14 protein-coding genes are annotated in these 22,111 nt (G+C 50.6%); 9 read left to right on the top strand and 5 right to left on the bottom strand.

Annotation, left to right across the window (positions count from 1 at the left end):
• Nucleotides 1-25 precede the first annotated feature (25 nt).
• The gene (locus GmarT_RS16585; RefSeq protein ID WP_002647440.1) at nt 26-664 is read left to right on the top strand and encodes a hypothetical protein; all 639 of its coding nucleotides are present in this window, start codon (nt 26-28) and stop codon (nt 662-664) included.
• 471 nt (nt 665-1,135) lie between these two features.
• Here the strand turns inward: GmarT_RS16585 and GmarT_RS30245 are convergent, their stop codons facing one another.
• The 5 genes from GmarT_RS30245 to GmarT_RS16560 all read right to left on the bottom strand — a co-directional run bounded on the left by GmarT_RS30245 (nt 1,136) and on the right by GmarT_RS16560 (nt 8,050).
• Nucleotides 1,136-1,267, bottom strand: coding sequence for a hypothetical protein (locus GmarT_RS30245; protein ID WP_261337839.1), 132 nt, complete (start codon nt 1,265-1,267; stop codon nt 1,136-1,138).
• A 136-nt stretch (nt 1,268-1,403) separates the two neighbouring features.
• Nucleotides 1,404-2,840: a sulfatase-like hydrolase/transferase gene (locus tag GmarT_RS16575; RefSeq protein WP_002647442.1), complete on the bottom strand. Its 1,437-nt coding sequence runs from the start codon at nt 2,838-2,840 to the stop codon at nt 1,404-1,406.
• A gap of 270 nt (nt 2,841-3,110) precedes the next feature.
• Nucleotides 3,111-3,431, bottom strand: coding sequence for a hypothetical protein (locus GmarT_RS16570; RefSeq protein ID WP_149302986.1), 321 nt, complete (start codon nt 3,429-3,431; stop codon nt 3,111-3,113).
• A 272-nt stretch (nt 3,432-3,703) separates the two neighbouring features.
• Complete coding sequence (locus tag GmarT_RS16565; RefSeq protein WP_081459540.1) at nt 3,704-5,905, bottom strand: tetratricopeptide repeat protein; 2,202 nt, start codon at nt 5,903-5,905, stop codon at nt 3,704-3,706.
• A gap of 516 nt (nt 5,906-6,421) precedes the next feature.
• On the bottom strand, nt 6,422-8,050 hold the full coding sequence (locus tag GmarT_RS16560; RefSeq protein WP_002647446.1) for a sialidase family protein: 1,629 nt from the start codon (nt 8,048-8,050) through the stop codon (nt 6,422-6,424).
• Nucleotides 8,051-8,506: 456 nt separating this feature from the next.
• On the opposite strand from GmarT_RS16560, the gene GmarT_RS16555 reads away from it, so the two are divergent.
• The 8 genes from GmarT_RS16555 to GmarT_RS16520 all read left to right on the top strand — a co-directional run bounded on the left by GmarT_RS16555 (nt 8,507) and on the right by GmarT_RS16520 (nt 21,573).
• Nucleotides 8,507-9,871 (top strand): DUF1501 domain-containing protein, encoded by a 1,365-nt coding sequence (locus tag GmarT_RS16555; protein WP_002647448.1) that lies wholly within the window; start codon nt 8,507-8,509, stop codon nt 9,869-9,871.
• A 466-nt stretch (nt 9,872-10,337) separates the two neighbouring features.
• Nucleotides 10,338-11,303, top strand: coding sequence for a DUF1559 domain-containing protein (locus tag GmarT_RS16550; protein WP_002647449.1), 966 nt, complete (start codon nt 10,338-10,340; stop codon nt 11,301-11,303).
• 255 nt (nt 11,304-11,558) lie between these two features.
• On the top strand, nt 11,559-11,987 hold the full coding sequence (locus tag GmarT_RS16545; protein ID WP_002647450.1) for a transthyretin-like family protein: 429 nt from the start codon (nt 11,559-11,561) through the stop codon (nt 11,985-11,987).
• 368 nt (nt 11,988-12,355) lie between these two features.
• Entirely contained in the window at nt 12,356-12,898 is a 543-nt protein-coding gene (locus tag GmarT_RS16540) for a sigma-70 family RNA polymerase sigma factor (protein ID WP_002647451.1), read from the top strand.
• Complete coding sequence (locus GmarT_RS16535; protein ID WP_002647452.1) at nt 12,891-14,525, top strand: FecR family protein; 1,635 nt, start codon at nt 12,891-12,893, stop codon at nt 14,523-14,525. Before GmarT_RS16540 ends, GmarT_RS16535 begins: the two co-directional genes overlap by 8 nt.
• 20 nt (nt 14,526-14,545) lie before the next feature.
• Nucleotides 14,546-17,761 (top strand): DUF1549 domain-containing protein, encoded by a 3,216-nt coding sequence (locus tag GmarT_RS16530; RefSeq protein ID WP_002647453.1) that lies wholly within the window; start codon nt 14,546-14,548, stop codon nt 17,759-17,761.
• 9 nt (nt 17,762-17,770) lie between these two features.
• Nucleotides 17,771-19,201 (top strand): DUF1501 domain-containing protein, encoded by a 1,431-nt coding sequence (locus GmarT_RS16525; protein ID WP_002647454.1) that lies wholly within the window; start codon nt 17,771-17,773, stop codon nt 19,199-19,201.
• A 344-nt stretch (nt 19,202-19,545) separates the two neighbouring features.
• A complete protein-coding gene (locus GmarT_RS16520; protein ID WP_149302983.1) occupies nt 19,546-21,573 on the top strand; it encodes an SGNH/GDSL hydrolase family protein in 2,028 nt (675 codons plus the stop codon).
• Nucleotides 21,574-22,111: the final 538 nt, after the last annotated feature.

Genomic DNA, 22,111 nt, shown 5'->3' with positions numbered 1-22,111 from the left:
TCCTTCAAGATAGAAAACGCTTCGTATGCAGTATTTTAATCTCCGTCGTTTTGCTGTTTTACTGGTAATTCTGTCTGGAACGAGCACCTTGCTGGCTGCCGATGCGGAGTTGGCAAAGCACATCACTGTACCCACGGACTGGAAGGGGGAGCAGATTTCGCTCCCTCCTTCCTTTGCCAGGGAAATGAAATTCAAAGGGCTCGAAGAAGCCCGGTTTTCGCCCGGCATGTTCCAGGAAAAATCAAACACGTTTTTCTCTTACTTCTTCGTGTTTAAAATTGATCCCGGCAGTGAACTGACACAAAAAAACATCGAACGCGAACTACTCACCTATTATCAGGGACTGTCGCGCACCATTTTCAACAGCCGAAAAGCGAAAGTGGATACCAGCGGGTTTTCCTGCGAACTCAAAAAAGTGGTCCCCGTCGATGCTCAGAAGATTTACCCCGAGGGACTCACGGAATATTCGGCAACCGTCAAATGGATCGAACCGTTTGTCACTCAGAAACCGCAAACGCTGCATCTGATCATCCAGGTCTGGACAGACAAAACCACCAAAGACGGCTATCTGTTCGCCTGTGTTTCGCCGCAGGAGATGAAAGCCGAGATCTGGCAGTCAATGCAAAACATCCGCGACTCGTTCTACCGCAGTCTGCAGAAGTAATTCTTCTTGTTGAACTCTGCTCCATTTCTCCCCGGTTTTGAAAAGCTGATCAAATCCAACTGATTATTAAGAGTCACAGTAATCGACCGCAATCTGTCACAGCATTCCAGATCTGTTAGTACGCGAAACTGAAGAATACGTGTCATAAGGGGGGGAGAGAACCAGAGCAACCAGATTGGGGGGGACCCGAATGCAATTCGGGTCGAGCGCAGCAAGCAGGAAACTGACGGTATAAACTTGCCATTGAGTAAGTACGTTCCTGCATTGAATTCATGTTTCGGGATCTGTCCCTTTTACAGCGGTGCCCACTGCAGCGGGTCTATATTATTGTCCGACTTGCCCGTCAGTACAAAGGTGGCGGGTGGCACCGTTGGCTTGCTATTAAGACCGGACACATGATACACAACCGTTCGGGCGGGTGGCACCGTTGGCTTGCCCAACGGTGAAAATCAGGGCCAGGTTTTAACCCCTTTATTTCGAAGCCTGATAATCCTTCCCATTGATACTGCGGATCACAGACCGCATCCAGGCATCCAGTTCCTGCTGCATCTGTTTCACTCGCTGAGCCTGTTCTGGATCTTGGGAAAGATCGGTTTTTTCCATCGGGTCATCACTCAAATTGTAGGGTTCGTATCTGGTACCTTTGATCCGATGCAGTTTCCAGGGCCAGTCATTTCAGGTGGCGGGTGGCACCGTTGGCTTGCCCAACGGTGAAAATCAGGGCCAGGTCTCAACCCCTTTACTTCGATTCCTGATAATCTTTCCCATTGATGCTGCGGATCACAGACCGCATCCAGGCATCCAGTTCCTGCTGCATCTGTTTCACTCGCTGGGCCTGTTCTGGATTTTTAGAAAGATCGGTTTTCTCCATTGGGTCATCGCTTAGATTATAGAGCTCGAATTTTGTGCCTTTGATGCGATGCAGTTTCCAGGGCCAGTCGTTCCAGGCGGCATGCCCGGTCGTGGTCTCTTCGGGAAACTGTGGGAATTCGTCGACGTCTTTACGCATTCTGACAGAATCATGCGGTAAGGGGGCACCCGCCTGTTGCTTTTCCATGATCGCTTTCTGAATCTGGTCACTGCGTGTGCCTTGTCCCCTCTGAAGTTGATGCCAGAAACCCATCGGCTTACTGCGCTTGGTAACCGATCCTGTAATGATGCCGCTCACATCCATGCCATCGAGGGGATGCGGCGCATATAATTCCACGCCGGCCAGTGACAGCAGGGTTGGATAGATATCAAAGGTCGCCACTGGGACCGAGGTGCGACCTTTGAGCTTACGTGCGGGCCATTCGATGATCCCCGGCACACGCAGACCCCCTTCGTAGATGCTGCCCTTTTTCTCGCGGCCGCCGGAGGTCTCCTTGACCAGCCCGCCATTATCGCTGCAGTACCAGACGATGGTATTCTCCGCAATGTTCATGTTCCTGAGAGCGCGTCGCAGTCGTCCAACCTGCTGATCCAGCAGCGTAATCTCACGGTAGTACCCCGCATGTGGTTTCCCCTTATATAGACTGGGGCCTTCCGGCACTTCCGCGTGTGGGTCATGCGGAGAGGGGAACCAGACGACCGTGAAGATCGGCTGCTCGCCGTCTTTGTGTTTCTCGAGGAATTCGAGCGTATCATCCATTAAGATGACCGAACCTTTTCCTTTACGATGCTCGATCTTTCCCATGCGGCTCAGGTAGGGATCGTTGTCGAAAAAGTTGAGTCCGATCACCCATTCATCGAATCCCATGCCACTGGGATTGCAGGGGGAGTCGGGCTGTCCCGAACCCAGGTGCACTTTGCCGAAGATACCGGTGACATAGCCGGCTGCTTTCAGCGTTTCAGCGATGGTCTGCTCATGCGGGCGCATGTAGCGACCGTGGTTGGTGACTTTGGTCCGGTTCGGATTGCGACCGGTCATCACGCTGGCCCGTGTTGGAGAACAGACCGGCGCACCGGCATAGAAGCGGTCGAAGACGAATGCGTCTTTCGCCATGGCATCAAGTTCCGGTGTCTTTACAAACGGGTGACCATTATAACTGGTGTCTCCCCAGCCCTGATCATCCGCCATCACCAGGATGATGTTGGGTTTACCGGAGCGTTCCGCTTTCGCCGCAAAGGAGGCTCCGGTTGATACCAGAGCAAAAACGACTCCTGTCACTGCTATAAAAACGCGTCGATTCCGCATGATTGACTCTCTTCTGCTTTGTGACTGAAATTGTGAATATAAGCCCAATTGAAATCAGGATCATCAGTAATAATCATACCAGTGCCGGTCCCTGATTCACATTATCAGCTCGTAAGAGGATGAAATTATTTTGTATCCAGATCAGGGGAGATTCATAGATCAAAGAGAGGCAGAACCATCCTGCAAGCAGGCAGAAGAAATAAAGCAGCTGAAAAGAGCGGTGATGCTGCTGCTCCATCTGTGTCTCCTGGGAAGCAGACTTAAAAGAGACTACATAGTGATAGCGTTATGAAAAAGCGAATAAATAAATAATGCTACGGAGACGATGATAACGAGATTCGCATAGATCAGCTTGAGCAAGGTGGATTCCGAAAGGGATTTAGCAAGCGAAAAACCCAGTGCAAAACCTACTGCTCCCAACAATATCATTCCGATGGGAACTGTAAAAATAAAGAAAGGCCAGAACCCTTCAATTTGTGTGTAGAACATAAAATAAAGGAGGCCATAAAATCCAATAAATCCACCAGGTACAATTCCATTGATTGTGGAAAAGATAGATAAAATGATGGTTAAAATAGTTTTGTCAGGCACAATCATACCTCAATAACCAGCCATAATCGAAAATGTAAGTTTCGCTGCCTCAACTATGTTTCTGGGCGTAGAGAGTGATCAAATCTCACGCGTATATTGAAAAATTATAGATAATAAGAATGAAGGTCTGTTTACAAAATCGTTTTGATCGATTTCGATCGGGTATTGCGGGTTGACTGCATATACTCAACTGCTTCCCCATTATTGTTCAGCAGCGAACAACGATATACGAATTCGTCACTTTGAAATTAAAGTGGTTTTCAGAGGAGGTTCTACTTTTTTTGATATAAATCAATTCGTTTTTGAATATCGATCGCAGGTTCGGAATTTGGAGGGACAAGAGTGAGTGCAGTTTGCAGGACGCTGATTGCAGCTTGAGTTTTTCCCAATCGATACAGAGATTCTCCCAGATTGAAATAAGCCGGCGCGAAATCAGGCGACGTTTTCATAGCTAGCCGAAAATAATATTCTGCCTGCTCATGATCCTGTTTTTTCTGTAATGTGGTTCCCCGCATATTGTAGGTGAATGTCAATTCCTGAATAACCTGCCTGTGCAAATCAGGCTTCTTTGTTGAGTCCAGGATTTGCAGTGCAGATTCGTAGTGCTTAATGGCTTTCTGCAGATCAGCATTCTTTGCAGCCATCAATCCCAGATTAAATTCGTTAGCCGGGTCTAATAAACCCTGCTTTCTCGAAAGATCAAACTGGTGTTGTGCATTTGTCATGTCTCCCAGTTCCAAATAGAGGTTTCCCAGCGTTTCGCGAATTCCAGGGGCGTCCGGATTGAATTTCAAAGCCAACTGGTAATATCGCAGAGCTTCTTCGTAATTTTTCTGCTTTCGGGCCAGGTTCCCCAATCCAAACAAGGCATCCGCATTTTGAGGTTTTGCTTGTAGAGACTGGAAGTAATGGTTAAATGCTTTTTTGTTGTCTTCTCGAGCTTCGTAGTAAACACCTAAAGCAAAATGTGCACCTGCATGTTTTGGATCAATCTTCAGGACCTTATTAAAGTATTGTAATGCTTGATCCTTACGCCCCAGTTCCATGTAAATCGTTCCCAGGTTCTCATTTGTTCCCACATCATCAGGTATCACTGAAATCGCGTTTTTAAAATGATGAAGCGCCTCGTCATACTTTTGATTATTAAAAGCCAGGTGGCCGAGATTATTAGACGCAATAAACGCATGGGGATTATGCGCCAGGCAATGTTGGTAGAGTGTTCTGCTGTTCGACCAGGTTGCAGTCTGCATAAAGCTCAGGCCGGCGAAGAGAAAGAGAGCAGCATAAGTCAAACTCAGGGAAACCGTTTTGTGATGACTTCGCAAGAGCCAGGCAAGCGCAAGAGCGGGACCCAGCATAGCGAGGTAAACATATCTGTCTGCAACTGTAGAGATAAATTGATAAGAAAAAGGAATCAGGCCCAGCACTGGCAATAGCCCGGTAATAAAAATGGCCAGTGAAGCCTGCAAGACGCGTCTCTGCCTGGGAATGCAGGCGAGCAGAAAGATCAGGCAGGGGATCAGCCAGGACCAATAAATCCAGGATGTGTTCAGAATCAGTTTGATACTCTTATCGTATTGCATTAACAGAGGAGTGGGAATAAACAGTTTCTGAAAATAAAAGGCAAGCGCATCTCCAAAAATCAATGGTCTTGCCCAAAGCGGACTGTCAAAGAGAAGATCAGACTGTTCCCCGCGAGTGATGAAAATGAATGCCAGGGCAAGCATCAGCCAGCAGAGAATCCATCTGCCCAGTTTTTTAAGATGCTCAGCAAAGAAAACAGAGATGAGGATTCCGATGATCAATGGTGTGGTCACCGAACTTGGTTTTGCTAACATTGAGAGTACAAAACACATCGTCGCAATGATCAAGTCGAAATTGGTTTTCCCTGTTTGGGCAGGTGTGGAAGTTTCAGACTTTTTTACATATTTCAGAGTGAAGTAGATTGTGGCAATTGAAAATAAATTACTGAGCAGTCCGCGTGTTTCGCTGATCCAGACGACGGATTCAACCTGTAATGGATGCAATACGAACAGCAATCCCCCCAGACAGGCTGCACGAGTGTCATTCACAATGATATTTAAAATACGGTATATCAGAAGAGAATTGATTAAGTGTAGAAGTAAGCTGCCAGCATGAAAAATGTAGGGGGCCAGGACCGCATGATCCTGAAAGCCGAACAACTGTGTGAGATAAACCTCGATCGCAAAAAAAGAATAGCTAAGGGGGATATAGAGTCCCTCATAAGGCTGACTCCAGATATTCCACATCCCCTTAAAAGAAACGGGATTCAGAGAGGGGTTATCTGTGAGGTGCAGATTATCATCCCAATCCAATAAGGGATAGGGCAGGCATCGCGAGAAAACAAGTAATATCACAAACAGATAAAGTAGTGTTACTCCCAATAAATTAGTTTTGGTTGATCTCTTTATGGGATCATGCTCTGCTGGAATCTGAGGGTTTATCTCATTCATCTATCGTTTTCTATATGTAGCATTCTAAAACGCATCACATTTAACCAGAGCGTCTGTAGATCAATTATCCCTGGTCCCAATAATCCTGGAGAAGCTACAGTAAAACTGGATTCAGTCTCAAGTCAAATCGCATTCTCATATTAATTCACACGTTGAATAAGTTGAATCAGAGAATGTCTGTTTGCTACATCCTATTTAACATTGTTTGGTGCTTCAATGGAATTATGTCATTTCTTTCCTGCATCTCTCTGTTTCCGGTATTCAATAATGGTATTGAATCAGACAGCACAGTGATAAATATGGGAAGTGATTTAAAGATACTGGCACATTGACGCGACCTTCCAGTGACTTATGTGCGAACACAAATTCAACTGGTCGGTCACGGAGCAACGCGAACAATCGGATACCGCGTCTCGGCGTCAGTTAGCTGAGTCGAAAACTATCAGGAGCTCAGGCTTGGATCGGGGGGCTACGTACTGATCTCCGCCGGCATCTGATCTGGTTCGAGTTGCGAGTTCATTCTGGTTTCGTGATCACGACGCCCCATTTACCGAACTTGATGCGGTCTCCTGCTGAAACGCGGCGTTGGTAGACCGAACAGACATTGCCGGGAATCTCGCGTCCGCCCGGCATCAGGAACAGCACGAATTCGGGAATGGAAACCAGTTCGAACCCCTGCTTTTGTAATTCGTCCGTCACGCTATCTCTGTTGCGGTCGGGCAGCGGTGTCACGACATAGACCACCCCCAACGTGGTACAGTCAACTTCGGTATTTTCCATCGGGCTGAAGATAAAATTCCCATCTTGCAGGAACGAAGGCAGCTTGTCATGGAAGGCATAGCTGCGGTTGCTGAAGATCGCCTCGCCGAGTTTTATATCGCGTATTTCACCATTCACGGGTTTCAACTGTGCGCCGGGTTTCTTGAGCAGAACTGCCGCTGTTTCATGCTTGTTTAGCGAAGTAACGCGCTGCTTCTTCAGCCAGGGCTTTGAATTGACGCCCGTCGCATGGTTGATGAGCACTCTCTGCCGGGCCTTGGAACTTTGAAATTTGCCAGCCAGTACATCGGCTTCCGTGAAAGTCGTCAGCAGAATATGTTTCTCATCCGCCCGGTTCCAGTCGTAAATCACGTAGATGGTCCCGTCAGGGGCCTGGGTTGCGTCCGGGTACGAGACCATGTCGCGTGTGTCCAGCAGCAAGCCTCCTTTCCACGATTTGCCATCGTCAGCGGAGAGGTAAGCAGTCAGATGATTGCGGCCGCGGGAGCGTTCATCGATTCCGTTGTGCTTGATCAGCAACAGATTTCCGGATGCCAGTCGCTGGATATGGAAGCGGGATGTGGTTTGCTGCAGATGATCTTTCACTTCCGTCCAGGAGCGACCGGCGTCGGTAGAGACCGAATCTCCAATGCCGTAGGAGGAAGTGCGGACCAGCAGCCAGACAGAACCGTCCTGCCGTTCAACGAGCATCGGTTCATCGCAGTTGCGGCGGTCCTTCGGAACATTCGCGGCGCCGCGCAAAGCCCAGGTACGGCCTTGATCCTTCGATACCATGACGCGACAACTGTCATCCTGTCGCCAGATTGCGGCGGGCATCAGCCACTCGCCGTTTTTGGTGACGATCGGTTTGTTGATCATCACGCCGGGGAACAACGCCCGCGGTTCGGTCCAGTTGGGATTTTCTGCATCCGGATTCTCAGTCGTGATCGACATCGTCACATTCAACCCTCCGCCGTTCATCCACCAGAACAGCCACAGTTTGCCGGAAGGATCAAGCCAGAAACAGGGGTCTGAAGCGCGGCGTGGTCCGTCTCCATCGGGATTGATCACGAATTTCAGATCGCTCCAGGTATTGCCATCGTCGTCGCTGATAGCGGCCATCACGTAGTTGAAGCGGTCTTCGTTAATCGGTCCGGCATACCAGCCTGCCCACAGGCGACCGCCCGGCGTGCGTTCTATCGTCGGGATTCCCTGGTATTTTCGAGCCTCGGAGTTTGATTCTGCGCCCGGGCTGAAATTTACCGGCGGATGAACAAAGTCTTTTAACAGTTCCCCGGTTGCGACAGGAGTATCCTTCGAATCAGCGTGCAGGGGGGCGTGTACCGATAACAGCAGCATGGTGGTGAGAATCAGAAAATGTCTCATGATTGTAATCTTTCTAATGTATCGAATGATGGCGTGTGAGGTGGGAGCGGGAAGTTACGCTGTATTCCTCAGGTAGGAACCGATCCTGGCACACCAGCGGCGGCATCCGTCTATAGTACTCTCAAGTCTTCTGCGTTTCCATGATCTCTTCTCGTCTACCCAGAGAGAGGGATAAACTGAGCAGTGCCCACGTAATGAAGCTAAACATGGCATGGCCGGATACCGGGTTCTGTCGCATCAGACGGAAAAGGGGGATCATGATTATATAACGAGCGAAATTCATACTGCAATTGCTTTGTCGAGAGTGGCATTGCTAGAATAAGGAATATTACAAACCTGGCCTGGATCCAGGCTCCAGCTACCTGGGAAATGTCTGTGTGCAACGATTTTCATTAATTGACTCACTCAGCTCAAGCGGAGACGCCTCCGGGGGTTTTCGGAACGGGATAAAACGATATGGCGGGCAAACCATGCAGCGGACCGGTGAATCGTCGGGAATTCATGCGCATTGGTTCCTTATGCCTGGGCGGGTTATCGCTCTCACAACTGCTGGCATTACGTAGTGAAGCAGGTCAGCCGCGGCAGGATACCTCCGTGATCCTCCTGTTTCTGCATGGCGGACCTTCGCAACTGGAGACTTACGACCTTAAACCGGAAGCTCCCTCGGACTATCGTTCTCTCTTCAACCCGATTGCGACCAATGTCCCGGGTATGGATATCTGCGAACTCTTTCCCCGGCAAGCTAAAATCGCAGATAAATTCTCGCTGGTTCGATCCTTACACCACGACGTGGGAATTCATAGCGACGGTGGGATTATCGTGCTGTCAGGCAAGCGTCCCTCCAAACTGGATCCTTCGTCTGGATCAAAAAGCGAACATCCGGATTTTGGATCCGTCACCAGCGCGGTGCGGGGCTTATCAGGCAAGGGGACGCCTCCCTATGTCTCGATTCCCTCAAAATTTTATATGGTACAACCGACTTATCTCGGTCTGCAGCACGGCCCCTTCGAATCCACCGAACCCTCGTCTGCAAATTACCGCCCGCCATCACTGAAGCTGCAGGCCGGTCTGGATGGCCAGCATCTGGTCGAACGTCGGCAGCTATTAAGACAGATCGACCGTCTGCGGAACGACCTGGATCTGAACGGTGACCTGGCTGGCAACGACAAATTCCGTGATCTGGCATTTCAAATGCTTACCAGCCCCGATGCCGCCAGCTCATTTGAAATTGATCGAGAACCAGACAGTCTACGTGACCGCTATGGCCGTAACATGTGGGGACAGGGCTGCCTGCTGGCCCGCCGACTCGCGGAATCCGGTTGTGGCGTTGTTTCCCTGTTCTTCAATACCCCCAAAAACGGTCAGGAATTTACGAACTGGGACGATCACATTTTAAACGCAGGGCGTCCCGGACATTTCGCGAAGTATATGAAAGTCCGACTGCCATATATGGACCAGGCACTGGCAACTCTTATCGAAGACATTCATGAACGAAGCCTGGAGAAAAAAATCATGGTGGTCGCAGTCGGCGAATTCGGCCGCACGCCCCGACTCTCATCCAATAATTCAGGGACCGGTCGTAACCACTGGCCTCAGGCTTACACGGCACTCTTCTCTGGTGGCAATCTTAAAATGGGACAGGTCGTCGGTGCCACCAATTCCAAAGCAGAGTACCCCACACACTCACCCTGCACGCCACAGGATATGCTGGCTACCATCTATCAGCACCTGGGTATTGATTTTACCCAGTCTCTCGTCGACCACCAGGGGCGACCGATTCCCATTCTACCGCATGGCAAACCTATCGCCGAACTGATCTGAGTGCTTCCTTTTTCATCAACGGGGATTGTCCATGAAGCATTCTAGAGTTCAGAATTGAAAGCCGGTGAGATTCACTAAGCCTCCAGTTTCCTGCCTCTCTGTTGTGATGTTTTATTCAATTCATCAGAAAATGGTGTTTTTTTTAGAAAACAGACCTGAATAATTCTTCGGGTATACGATTACTTATATGACCCAATCTCATTGAGTTCGTTCTCGTGTGACTACACCTTTCTCATTGAGTGGTTCGCTGCTGCGCGGAGTGATAAATAACAATTCTTATTCAGTAACCTGTGTTGTGACTATCGAATAAGTAGCACTACCAGCTGCTGAGTCGAACCGTCACAACGATCTCTGTGTGTGCAGGGCTGTGAAAATCACAGCTTGATCAAGCTGTCACATTTCTATTTTTGTTGTAGTCAGTTCTTATTCCTCAGATTGATTATCTTGTTTCAGGAAGGGCTTTGTTATGTTGAATCGCAGTCATGGGAGAAGGTCAGGTTTTACACTTATTGAGTTGCTGGTTGTGATCGCTATTATCGCGATTCTTATTTCATTGCTCTTGCCAGCGGTACAGCAGGCACGTGAAGCGGCACGTCGAAGTACTTGCAAAAATAACTTGAAGCAGATCGGCCTGGCGCTCCACAACTATCATGAGACTTATGGTATGTTTCCCATTGGTGGAACTGGAGATCGCGATTTGCCGCCGAGGGTAAGCTGGCAGGTTCGAATTTTACCTTATGTCGATCAGGCAACATTGTTTAATCAGATCGACATGTCTGGCGCTACTGCCTCGGCTGTACAGGCCACGCTTGCCGACGGCAGAATCGTACGAGAAATTCCCATGACAATCTATACCTGCCCCAGCGACCCATACAATCAACCACGGGGCGGATATGCTCAATGTAACTATGCTGGATCCATGGGGTCTCAATCAGCACCCAGCGGCTCTTCGGCTTGCAGCCCTTTTCAGGTTTACGCGTTGAAATCAACACTGTATGGAAAGACGCTTTTGAAAGGCGGCATTTCCGGGATGATCTCGCGCAATGGTGCCAGTATTCGTATTGCTGATGTTCTCGACGGCAGTTCAAATACGATTCAGGTGGGAGAGACACTGCCATCATGTCTCGACGCAGACCGGGGTAGCTGGTCCTACGCCCAGTCGACCTGCAACGCAGAAACGATGACACTGACTCCCATCAATGAGTTCACGACCTGCGATCAGTTGGGGTCGTCCCGACGCATCACAAACTCTGCATGCACTGCGCATACTCAATGGAACTACTCTCTTGGGTTTAAGTCGATGCACTCGGGGGGAGCCCACTTCCTGATGGTCGACGGTGCCGTGCGTTTCCTCAGCGAAAACATCGATCATGCCGACACGTTCCAGCATCTGGGCGACCGAGCTGACGGCGCGGTTCTCGGCGAATTCTAATCCTGTCTGAGACGTGAGGATGGGAAGGCTACTTGCACATTCTGTTTCTGGTCAAATACGTACTGACTTCAGTTGGAAACCTGTAACCGACCAACGGCTGGATGCAAAGTCATTCTCCAGAAATCAGGCTGCATCGATGGCTCACAGGTATTCCCTCTGAGCCTTCCTTATCTCCTGGCCTGAACAAGAGAGCGTTATCGAACGCCGTTTATTGTAAACAGGCACTTTATGAACAAAATCTAATAGGAGCATCGAATGAATAGATTCACTGGCATCCTGCTACTCATTTCAGCGTATACACTGTTTGGCTGTAGCGGGAGCGATGGCCCGCAGGTGGCGGCAGTGGAAGGAACAGTTACCTGGGAAGGAAAACCGCTTGCTGATGCTGGCGTTGCTTTCACTCCGGAGAAAGGCCCTGTTGCTATTGGCAGAACAGATGAGTCTGGGCAATTCAGCCTTTCCACTCAAGGACGCGACGGTGCAGTCGTAGGGCCACATCGAGTCACCATTGAAGCCTTCGAACCACTGCCTCCCGGTAAGAAAGCAGTCAGCGAGGAGGGAGAGGTGCTGATCGTACCGGTTTCACGCATTCCTTCCAAATACGGAATCCTCACAAAAAGCGGTCTGGAAGCCAGGGTGACGGCTAATGACAGCGAAAACAATTTTGAGTTTGAACTGAAGTGACAGGGAACTGAAGTGACAGGGATCATCGCAGCTCTGTAAAATTGTGAGGTCGATCACCGTTAGTGTTCTGATTGCACGTCGATGCCCGCAGGAAGTGAGTGAGCTCGATCTCTGCTGCACAACCAGGCGGGCAGCAGTTTATTTAGCTCATCTGGCTGCACCGAAAATATGACATCCAGCTTTTCATCGGTTGCGATGGACAAACGGTCTCTGGGTGTTCGTCGAGACTGGTCTCTCTCCGAGACTACAAATAATTGAATATTTTGTAGATTATTCGAATACGCAACCTGTAATATCCATTGGGCGTACGATTACTTATAGAGACCAGGATAACTGCGTGTTGCCATGATAAGGATGGGAGTGGAGTTGTGTTGGAAAAGCTCGCGGAGCAGAAGAATCAGGAAAGTCAATTTACAAAACTGCTGACAGCTCATCGTCGTCAATTGTATGCTTTCATCTATTCATTATTAGCAGATCACGCTGATGCAGAAGATGTTTACCAGCGTTGCAGTATGATTATGTGGGAAAAATTTGACCAGTATGATTCGAGTTGTGATTTTCTCCCATGGGCGATGGGAATCGCTTTTTACGAAGTGAAAAACTTTCAACGTGTCTCATCGCGAGATCGGCATCATTTCTCAGAGCAGCTTCTCGAACAGCTCTTTGCATGTATGTCTACTCATAAAAACGATCATAGTACACAGATGCTGTCTCTGGAGAAATGTTTGAAATCACTGCGTCAAAAAGATCTGTGGCTGGTGCAACAGGTGTACTGGGAAAGACGGAAGTGCTCGGCCGTCGCAGAAGAAATCGGGATGAAAATCAACGCGCTCTATGACCGGGTTGGCAGAATCCGGAGTCAGTTGAAAGATTGTGTGCGGCGACGCGTAGCGGAGGTGGAACATGTCTGATAACAATCAGAAAAATGATGAAGAATTTAGACGACTATTAAGCCGGCTTGCCGAAGGTTCGCTCGACAAAGCCGATGCGGAAGTTCTGGAGTCGTTGCTGATAAATCAGCCAGAGCGTCAGGCATTGTACCTGGAAACCATGTGGCTGGATGCGTCACTGATTGAGCTGGGGGGCGTTCACAACAGTGCTCCTGAACTCAAAGTGATTCGCGCACAACGAAAATATTCATTCCCCTTCAGCGGGTGGGCGCTCACGGCAATCGCTTTATCCTGCCTGGTGGTAACTGTTCTCTTGACATTCCCGGTTTTTGAACAACGAAAACAATTCGCGGAAAATGAATCTGCAGAGCAAGCGGTAGAATCTACGACCGGAAGAAAAAATCACGACGAATTATTATCCGAAGCGATATTGATTGCAGGGCATCGTACTGTGTTGCGTGGCTCCAGTTCTCCCATTTCGATTGGCAGTCGTTTCCGCTTCGCAGAGCATTACATGCTGCAGGAAGGGTTGATCAAGATTCTTTTTGCTTCGGGCGCCGAAGTGATTCTCAGCGCACCGGCACAGTTTCAGGTCGTCGATAACGAAAAGCTTGCCGTGAACCTTGGCAACTGCTCTGTATATGCACCAGCGGGGGCCGAAGGCTTTGAAGTCACGACGCCGACAAGTGAAGTGATTGATCTGGGAACCCGTTTTTCCGTGGAAGTTGCTGAAGACGGGGCATCAAGTGTGTCGGTCGTGGATGGTGAGGCCGAAGTCACTCCTCTGAGTAAATCTCAAAAACGCACACTGTTCAAGGGCGATTCTGCTTATGTGGGTACTGATTTGCACATATTGGAGGGGGGCGAGAAACCACAAGTTGATGCGTATGTGGCCTCGATCCCTGATCGCCTGATTGCCTATGAGACAATTCAGGACAAGCTGGGGCAGGCAAAAGAACTTTCGTCTTTGACTGTACAACGTGGGGGAGTGAGTCGAACCTATCACCGTGACGATTTCATTCTGCCTGGTATCAATCATTTTCGGCCTCAAACGAATGTCTTTGGTGTCGTTCCGGCGAATTCTCCCCCGGATGAATTTAATCGATTTGGTTCGATGAATCTCCTGTTTGCATCGGGGTTCATTAATCCCGGCGGTCAGAAAGATTATTTTGAGGGTGATTTTATTTCAGGAAAAGATGGTACTCCTGGTATGAATATTGTCTTTGATCAACCCGTTATTAATTCACCCGGTCCCGATATTGTCATCTTCGATGCTCAGTCAATCGCTCACTCTCTCGAAGGAGATGTATTCCATTTGTATCCACATTCCAGTCATCCGAATGCACATCCAGCAACTTTCATGAAATACGACATTGATGGCTATTCTGCAGATGCGCAGTTTATGACCGGTTGTCGATTGATTCACTTGAGTCAGGCTTTTGCCGAGGATGGGACTCCACTACCCAAATTTGGGCGATCTCAATTGATTAATAGAGTTCCCTCTCGCATGTTTGCCATCGGCATCGATCTGGATGACATGAATATTCCACCTGGCGGGTCGATCACCGGCCTCTTTCTTCAAGATGCCCAGGACGACAAAGACTGTATTGACCCCGTCGTCATCGTCGGGCTCCCACCCGTGAAATAATTTGCAAGATCTCAACATTCATGCTTCACATATTCAAATACCTTGTGTGTATCCTTTTCTGTTCTCTACTGACGGTTTCCTCGGCCAGTGCCGCTGATCTGTCACCGGAAGTGATGACTTTTTTTGAAAAGGAAGTACGCCCGCTTCTTTCAGAACACTGCTGGTCCTGCCACGGTGAGAAGGAACAGAAAGGAGCACTGCGTCTCGACACGCGCGGTCACACGCTCCTGGGAGGCGAGTCTGGTACATCAATCATTCCCGGAAAACCAGACGAAAGCCTGCTCATCGAAGCGGTGCGCTACGAATCCTACGAGATGCCCCCTTCGGGAAAACTGAAGGAAAAGCAGATCAAGATCCTCGAAAAATGGGTCGCTCTGGGGGCGCCCTGGCCCGGCGCAGACGATTCTGTTCCGGTTCGTAAAGAACACGGTCCCGCGTTCACCGACGAGGATCGCACCTGGTGGGCCATTCAGCCACTGCAGGAGGTGATTGTCCCGGAAATTGAAAACTCTGACTGGGGCAGAAACGAAGTCGACCGCTTCATTCTTGCAAAATTAAAACAACAGGGACTGGCTCCGTCACCAGAAGCGGATCGAAAAGCATTGATCCGCCGGGTCTATTTTGATCTGCACGGCCTGCCTCCCACTCCCGAGGAAGTTCAGGAATTCGTAAATGACCAGAGCCCTGATGCCTATGAGCGGCTGGTAGAGCGACTGCTTGACAGTCCACGCTATGGAGAACGCTGGGCCCGTCACTGGCTTGATGTTGTCAGATACGCTGATTCAGACGGTTATCGCGCTGACGGCTTTCGCCCGAATGCGTGGCGCTATCGGGATTATGTGATCCGCTCGCTGAATGAAGATAAACCTTATAATCAGTTCGTTCAGGAACAACTGGCAGGCGATGAACTGTTCCCCGATAATGTCGATGCGCAAATCGCAACCGGCTTCCTCACGCATGGCAATTATGAATGGAACAGCCGCGATGTCGCCGGTCAGTGGAATCTGATGCTGAACGAACTGACCGATACGGTGGGCGATGTCTTCCTGGGAGTAGGCATGCAGTGTGCCCGCTGCCATGATCACAAATTTGACCCCATCCTGCAAAAAGACTATTTCCAGTTACGCGCTTTCTTTGAACCGATTCTGATCCAGACTGATCAGGTCGCTGCCTCTGCGAAACAACTGGAGAAGTATAATCGCGAAATGGCCGACTGGGAGCAGGCGACGAAAGAAATTCGCCAGGAAATCGAAGAAATTCAGATCCCTTATCACAAGAAAGCCGAAGCAGTCGTCAAGTCGTTTCCTCCTGAAATCCAGGCCATGATCGACAAACCGGAAGAGGAACGGACGCCGCGCGAACGTCAACTGGTCAAACTCGGCTGGAGGCAGGTGGAATACAATTACGACAGGCTCGACAGAATGTTGAAGCCGGAGGACAAGGAAAAAGTCCTCGCGCTAAGACGTAAGCTGGCAAAGTTCGACAAGCTGAAACCCGCACCGTTACCGGTTGCGCAACAGGCCAGGGATATCGGTCCCGTTGCCCCCAAAACAACCATTCCCAAAAAACGGATTGAATGCAAACCAGGCTTTCTGACAATTCTGGATGAAACCCCCGGCGATTATTTCAACTCCCAAAGCGAAGAAACAACCAGTCGCCGCAGTGCACTTGCCCAGTGGCTCACGCAGGAAAGCAATCCCCTGTCGACTCGAGTGATCGTGAACCGTATCTGGCAATATCATTTCGGTAAAGGATTGGCACCGCACAGCAGCGATTTCGGCCGCCTGGGAGGACCGCCCGATCATCCTGAATTACTCGATTGGCTGACGCGACAGTTTCTCGAAGATGGCTGGCGATTCAAGAACCTGCACCGGTTGATTGTTACCTCAGCCACCTATCGCCAATCCGCCCGGCATCCACAGGAAGCCGAGATGTCCGCCCTCGATCCGGGGAATAAGTATTACTGGTGTGCCGATACCCGCCGGCTCGACGCGGAACAGATCCGCGATTCCATTCTGTCTGTAACAGGTCAACTGAATCCACAGGCAGGTGGTCCCGGTGTCGCTGCCAGTGTCCCCAGACGGTCGATCTATTTGCGTGTAATGCGAAACAGTCGAGATCCGCTGCTGGATGTGTTTGATTTACCTCGCTTTTTCGTCAGCGTGCCTGCACGCGACACGACAACCTCGCCGGTTCAATCACTGCAGCTATTCAACAGCCAGCAAATGCTGAGACTCGCCGATCAACTGTCCAAACGAGCCTTCGACGAATCAAAAACAGTACCCGAAGCAAAAAGAGAAGAAGCGGCATTGCGTCGCGCCTGGGAGATCGTTTTCGGCAGATCAATCACCGATGAAGAATTGACCATCGCCAGAGAGTTTCTCGCGCGTCACTCAAAGATGCTGTCGGAACAGGAAATCACCGTCGATCTACAGGAACTGGAAACCGCGACCATGCCTTACCGCACTGGACAGTCGGTCGTTTTTCAAGCGGACAAGCCGTCTCCCTTTTACGTCGCAGATGACAAACAATTGAAACCGGAAAACTGCACGATCGAAGTCTTTTTCCAGGTCCGATCGATCTACGAATCAGGGGCTGTACGCACACTGGCTTCAAAGTGGACCGGTAAAGTGCCTGAACCCGGCTGGATATTCGGTGTGACGGGCCGTGGCTCACGCCGCAAACCTCAAACGCTTGTCTTCCGCACATTCGGTAAAAGAAACGACGGCTCAGTCGGTGACGAGATCATTTTTTCCGACCAGCACATTCAGCTTAACACTCCCTACTATGCCGCTGTCAGTTTTCATGTCTCCGGTAAACAGGCAGGCACAATCGACTTCTACCTCAAAGATCTCTCGAATGATGATGAGCAGCTAGGCCGGATTACCAAGAAACACCGGATTGTCCAGGTTCAGGATAATAACCTGCCCATCGCTTTCGGACGTATGGTCCGTAATTCTCAGAGTTACTTTGACGGTCTGATTGACGACATCCGCTTTTCCTCAAAGGCGCTGGACGCCCCGTCTCTGCTCTTCACGCAGGAATCCGTGACGAAGGATACGCTGGGCTACTGGAAATTCGATCCTGTACCAGGCATGTTCCAGGACAGCTCGAATCATCAGCATCATATTACGCATGAAGACCAGTTATCATCAGCCGGCAATCCGCGACGGGCAGCCTTCGTCGATCTCTGCCATATCCTTCTGAACTCAAATGAATTTCTCTACGTCCATTAAGGTTCTTTCATGTTTTCAATACCACATATTCAAGTGCCTCAAAACCGACGCGAATTCCTGGAAACCAGCGGCCACGGATTCGGTGCCCTTGCACTGGCCAGCCTGCTCTCCCAGTCTGAAGCCTCAGCCGCCCCGAGTCGATCCACAACCGCCGGACCACTCCCGCATCATAAACCAAAGGCGAAGAACATTATCTTCCTGTTCATGGAGGGCGGACCGAGCCATATTGATACGTTCGATCCCAAGCCGCTTTTAAATAAACTGGCCGGTAAAACGCTTCCCGACAGTTTCGGCAAAATCCTGACCGCGGCGGGAGAATCGCGATCACCGCTGCTGGTCTCAAAACGGAAATGGAAACAACACGGCGAAGCCGGTACCTGGGTCTCCGACTGGCTCCCCGAGATCGCAACCTGCGTCGACGATATCGCCGTGATCCGTTCCTGCTGGGCTGACGGCCTGAACCATTCTTCAAGCGTCTGCCAGATGAATACCTGCTCGCTGATTGGCGGTCGCCCCTCACTGGGAAGCTGGGTTACCTACGGGCTGGGCTCGGAAAACAGGGATCTCCCCTCGTTCGTCGTCATGCAGGATAATCGCTCGCAGGTTGTGAATGGCCCACGTAACTGGGGAACCGGATTTATGCCGGCCGTCTACCAGGGAATTCAACTGCGGGAAGGCAAACAACCGATTCCGAATCTGAACAATCCTGAAGGAATTACCGACACGCGCCAGCAGAGTAAACTTTCGCTGCTGAAATCTTTGAACCAGGGATTTACCAACGCACATTCCCGACAGACTGAACTGGAAGCACGCATCGCCAGCTATGAGTTGGCGTTCCGCATGCAGGCCGAAGCCCCAGAAGCCGTCGACCTAGCACAGGAGACTCAAGACACACGCAAGCTGTACGGCATGGACCAGGAAGAGACATCTTCTTTCGGTCGTTTATGTCTGATGTCACGTCGGCTGGTCGAACGAGGCGTCCGCTTTGTACAGCTCTATCATGGAGCCGGAAGTAAGTGGGATGCCCACTCTGGTATTGAAAAGAATCATACCAGGCTCTGCAAAACGATGGACCTCCCTGTAGCCGGTTTAATCAAGGACCTGAAACAGCGGGGCTTGCTGGATGAAACCCTCGTCGTCTGGGGAGGCGAATTCGGACGCACCCCCATGTCTGAAAAGGGAGACGGCCGCGACCACAACCCGACCGGATTCACCATGTGGATGGCTGGCGGAGGCGTCAAAGGCGGTCAAACCATCGGTACCACCGATGACCTGGGCCTCCGGGCGATTGAGGATCGCATGCACGTTCACGATCTGCACGCGTCCATCCTCCACCTGTTGGGTCTGGACCGTATGAAACTGGTTTACGAATACAACGGCCGGCCCGAACGTCCTACCATCAATGAAGGTGAGTTCCAGACAAAACTGGTAACTGGTTAGAAACGCATTCGCTTAAACTGACCGTTATTACTTATCGTTAAAAACGAGAAAGTACGCCAATCAAGGGGGCGCCCGAATACAATTCGAGCACAGCGAGCAGGCAGTCGCAGCAAAAACGTATCGCAGAGATAGCATGTGCTTTCGCAGAATTCGGGTTCCGGAGGCCTGTCACTTTTCGGTTCGTGGAGATTAGGTTGTCTGTGTCATGCAGTACGGTGTATCATGACTCGTATATAACGATAGTCATCAAAGGCTGGTTTTCTACAGCGCAGTTCGCACCCCTTTGATTTACCGTGGAAAGAACTGGCTCAGGTCAAAATTCACGAGCGGAACGGAGAAAAGGGATGAGTAGCAACAGGAACCTTCGTTTCGTACAGAAGCGGTGTCTGCACATCGAATGGTTGGCGATGATCCTTGGCGTCGTGCTGATTGCTGTCGGCAACACGGCTTCTCTGGCGCAAACTACCGACGGCAATGGGATCTTCAATCCCGGTTTTGAAAAGGCCGGCCCGTTGCGATGGAGTGCTGGTTCAACGGCAGCCACGATCGAACGCTCGGCAACTCTCCCGCATTCAGGAGATGCGTCTTTGCGTGTTGCCGATCAAAGTCCGGATGCGGTCGCATTCGTTGCCAGTGAACCGAATCGAGTGTTATTGCAGGGCGGCGGCCGCTTTTACGCTGAAGCGTGGGTGCGCGTCGACAATGCTGCGGCAGGTCGCACCGGCTATGGTAGTGCATCACTTGATGTTGTGTTCTACACCGCTGATGGAAAATATTTGAGCAGGGAAAACGTCGGTACCACCTCTTCGGCAAAGTGGACGCGTCACAGTAATGTCGTCACCTTGCCGTATGAGGCGGCGCTAATCGGCTTCAGGGTGACGCCCGTTGACAAGGTGCCGTCTTTACGGGGCGCGGTGTTTGTCGATGACCTTTATCTTGCCTCCTTGCCCGTAGCCGAGCGTCATGACCGCGTGAATCTGATTTCGGCACCACAGCCACCGAAAGGTGCGCCGGAATATGTTGCACCGCCGCGTCCTGCTGATGGCAAGTTCATGGCACAGACGGTTAACAAACTCGAAAACGATTTTGATCCGCCCCGACCGCTGGTGATCTGGGCGATCGGCTCGAGTTTTACCGACTTCCTGGGAAATGGCGAGCAACTGATCACCGCCATTCGCAAACGGATCCCGAATGCGCCACCGATCGTTTACAAGAAAATGGTCGGAGGTTCGACGCCCTGGCATTTGACCCGGGGCTGGGCGCGCCACCTCGTGGCTGCCGATCAACCTGATGTGGTGCTGGTCTATAATTTCGGTTCGACCTCGGGCCTGGAAAAGTTACTGATCGAACTGCGCAGCCGGATAACTGCCGACATTCTCGTCGGTACCTTGCACTGGTGTCGAGGGCATCAACCTGTCTGGCCAGATCCAGAAGCCGCGACCCGGCATCTCGACCCACCCGCTGTGCGTGAACTATGCGCGCGATACCAGGTGGAACTGGTCGAAAGTCGCCGCGAGATCACTCGCTACATGCTTGACAACAGCCTGGAGATTTCCGACCTGCTGGTCGATACTGTTCATCAGAGTCCTTACGCCGCACATATTATCAACGCCAATATCGCGCGACACTTTCATCGCTCGAATGCTGCAGTGGACCATCTCCCGCCTCGAGAAACACGCATCGCTGCGAACGCGGAACAAGTAGCCAGAACAGGCAAATGGAATTCCGCTGAGAGAGGGGCAGCCATTCAGACGACAGGGCCAGCCAGCCTCGAAGTCGAGTTCACCGGCACAGGAGTGGACTTGATCGGCTGGAGGAAACCTGACGCTGGCGTGGCGCGGGTCTGGATTGACGGCAAACCGGCCGACATGGCCAAGGCTTTCTGCGCCACGTATATCCAGCCGGACGCTGACAACTACATTGATCTCCACTCAACCGATGTCGACTTTCGACGTCACATTTCCGATCGCTGTCCCCATGGCATTTCGCTCGGTCAAAACCTGCGGCCCCAGACCTGGACCATCGACATGACCAGCGACGCGGGAGATTATTTAGTGACCGGTTCGGTGACCGGTGCCGATGGAAAAGGTAACGCCTTCCGACCGTTCACCAGCACCAGCGGACAGATCATTATCGATCCTGAACTGTGGCGCCTGGCAAAGACGAATCGCAGCGGTGACAAGTTTACTTTTGAAGTGATCCGTAACGTGCTGCCGCAAGTCGACTTTGCCGGTCGGGAACAAAAAGTCCGCTTTCGTCTCGTGCACGATCTTCCCCATGGCAAGCACACGCTGAAGCTCGAAGTCAAGCCAGGCAACGAGGTCAGCATCGAAGCCTTTGATGTGTTCAGGCCGCTACTGAAAACGCCATAAGAGGACCTTGTACGTTTGGGGAAGAGCAGGGTGTCGAATCAGTGATAGGTGAGTTTCCCAGAAATAGTAGGCGCGGGGATTATCGGTACTCTAATCACACTTCTGGTTTCTCTTTTGATATGAAACTATTGAATTAATAATGAGGGGCGAGAGAAGGGAGTAACATAATCCTGTCCTCTTTACCGCTCGGCACAGAAACAACCAAATGCCAAAAGACACCAAAATGATCTACCTCCCAAAGACCATGAGCATGAAAAGTTATTATTTGACTTCTTCAAGCATCAGACAACGCTTTGCACAGCTACGATTGTCGTCTTCCTGGCGATCGCAGGTAATATATTTCCTCAACCGATGTCGAACTTGCTCAAAGCATTGATTGGCACAGGGAGCATCGCCATTCTCTGCTCATTGGGAACAGCGTTTCTCGCAATAGTAGAGATCAACATGTCCTACAAGGATGCTGAGGAGTCGAAGCACTGGAAAGGCAATATGGTGGTTTCTGCTATCCTATTTCTGATAGGGCTTTTTTCTTTCCTGT

The sequence above is a fragment of the Gimesia maris genome (assembly GCF_008298035.1).
GTDB classification, from domain to species: Bacteria; Planctomycetota; Planctomycetia; order Planctomycetales; family Planctomycetaceae; genus Gimesia; species Gimesia maris.
Note: the sequence above shows the minus strand (reverse complement) of the source record. Positions and strands in the feature narration are given on the sequence as shown.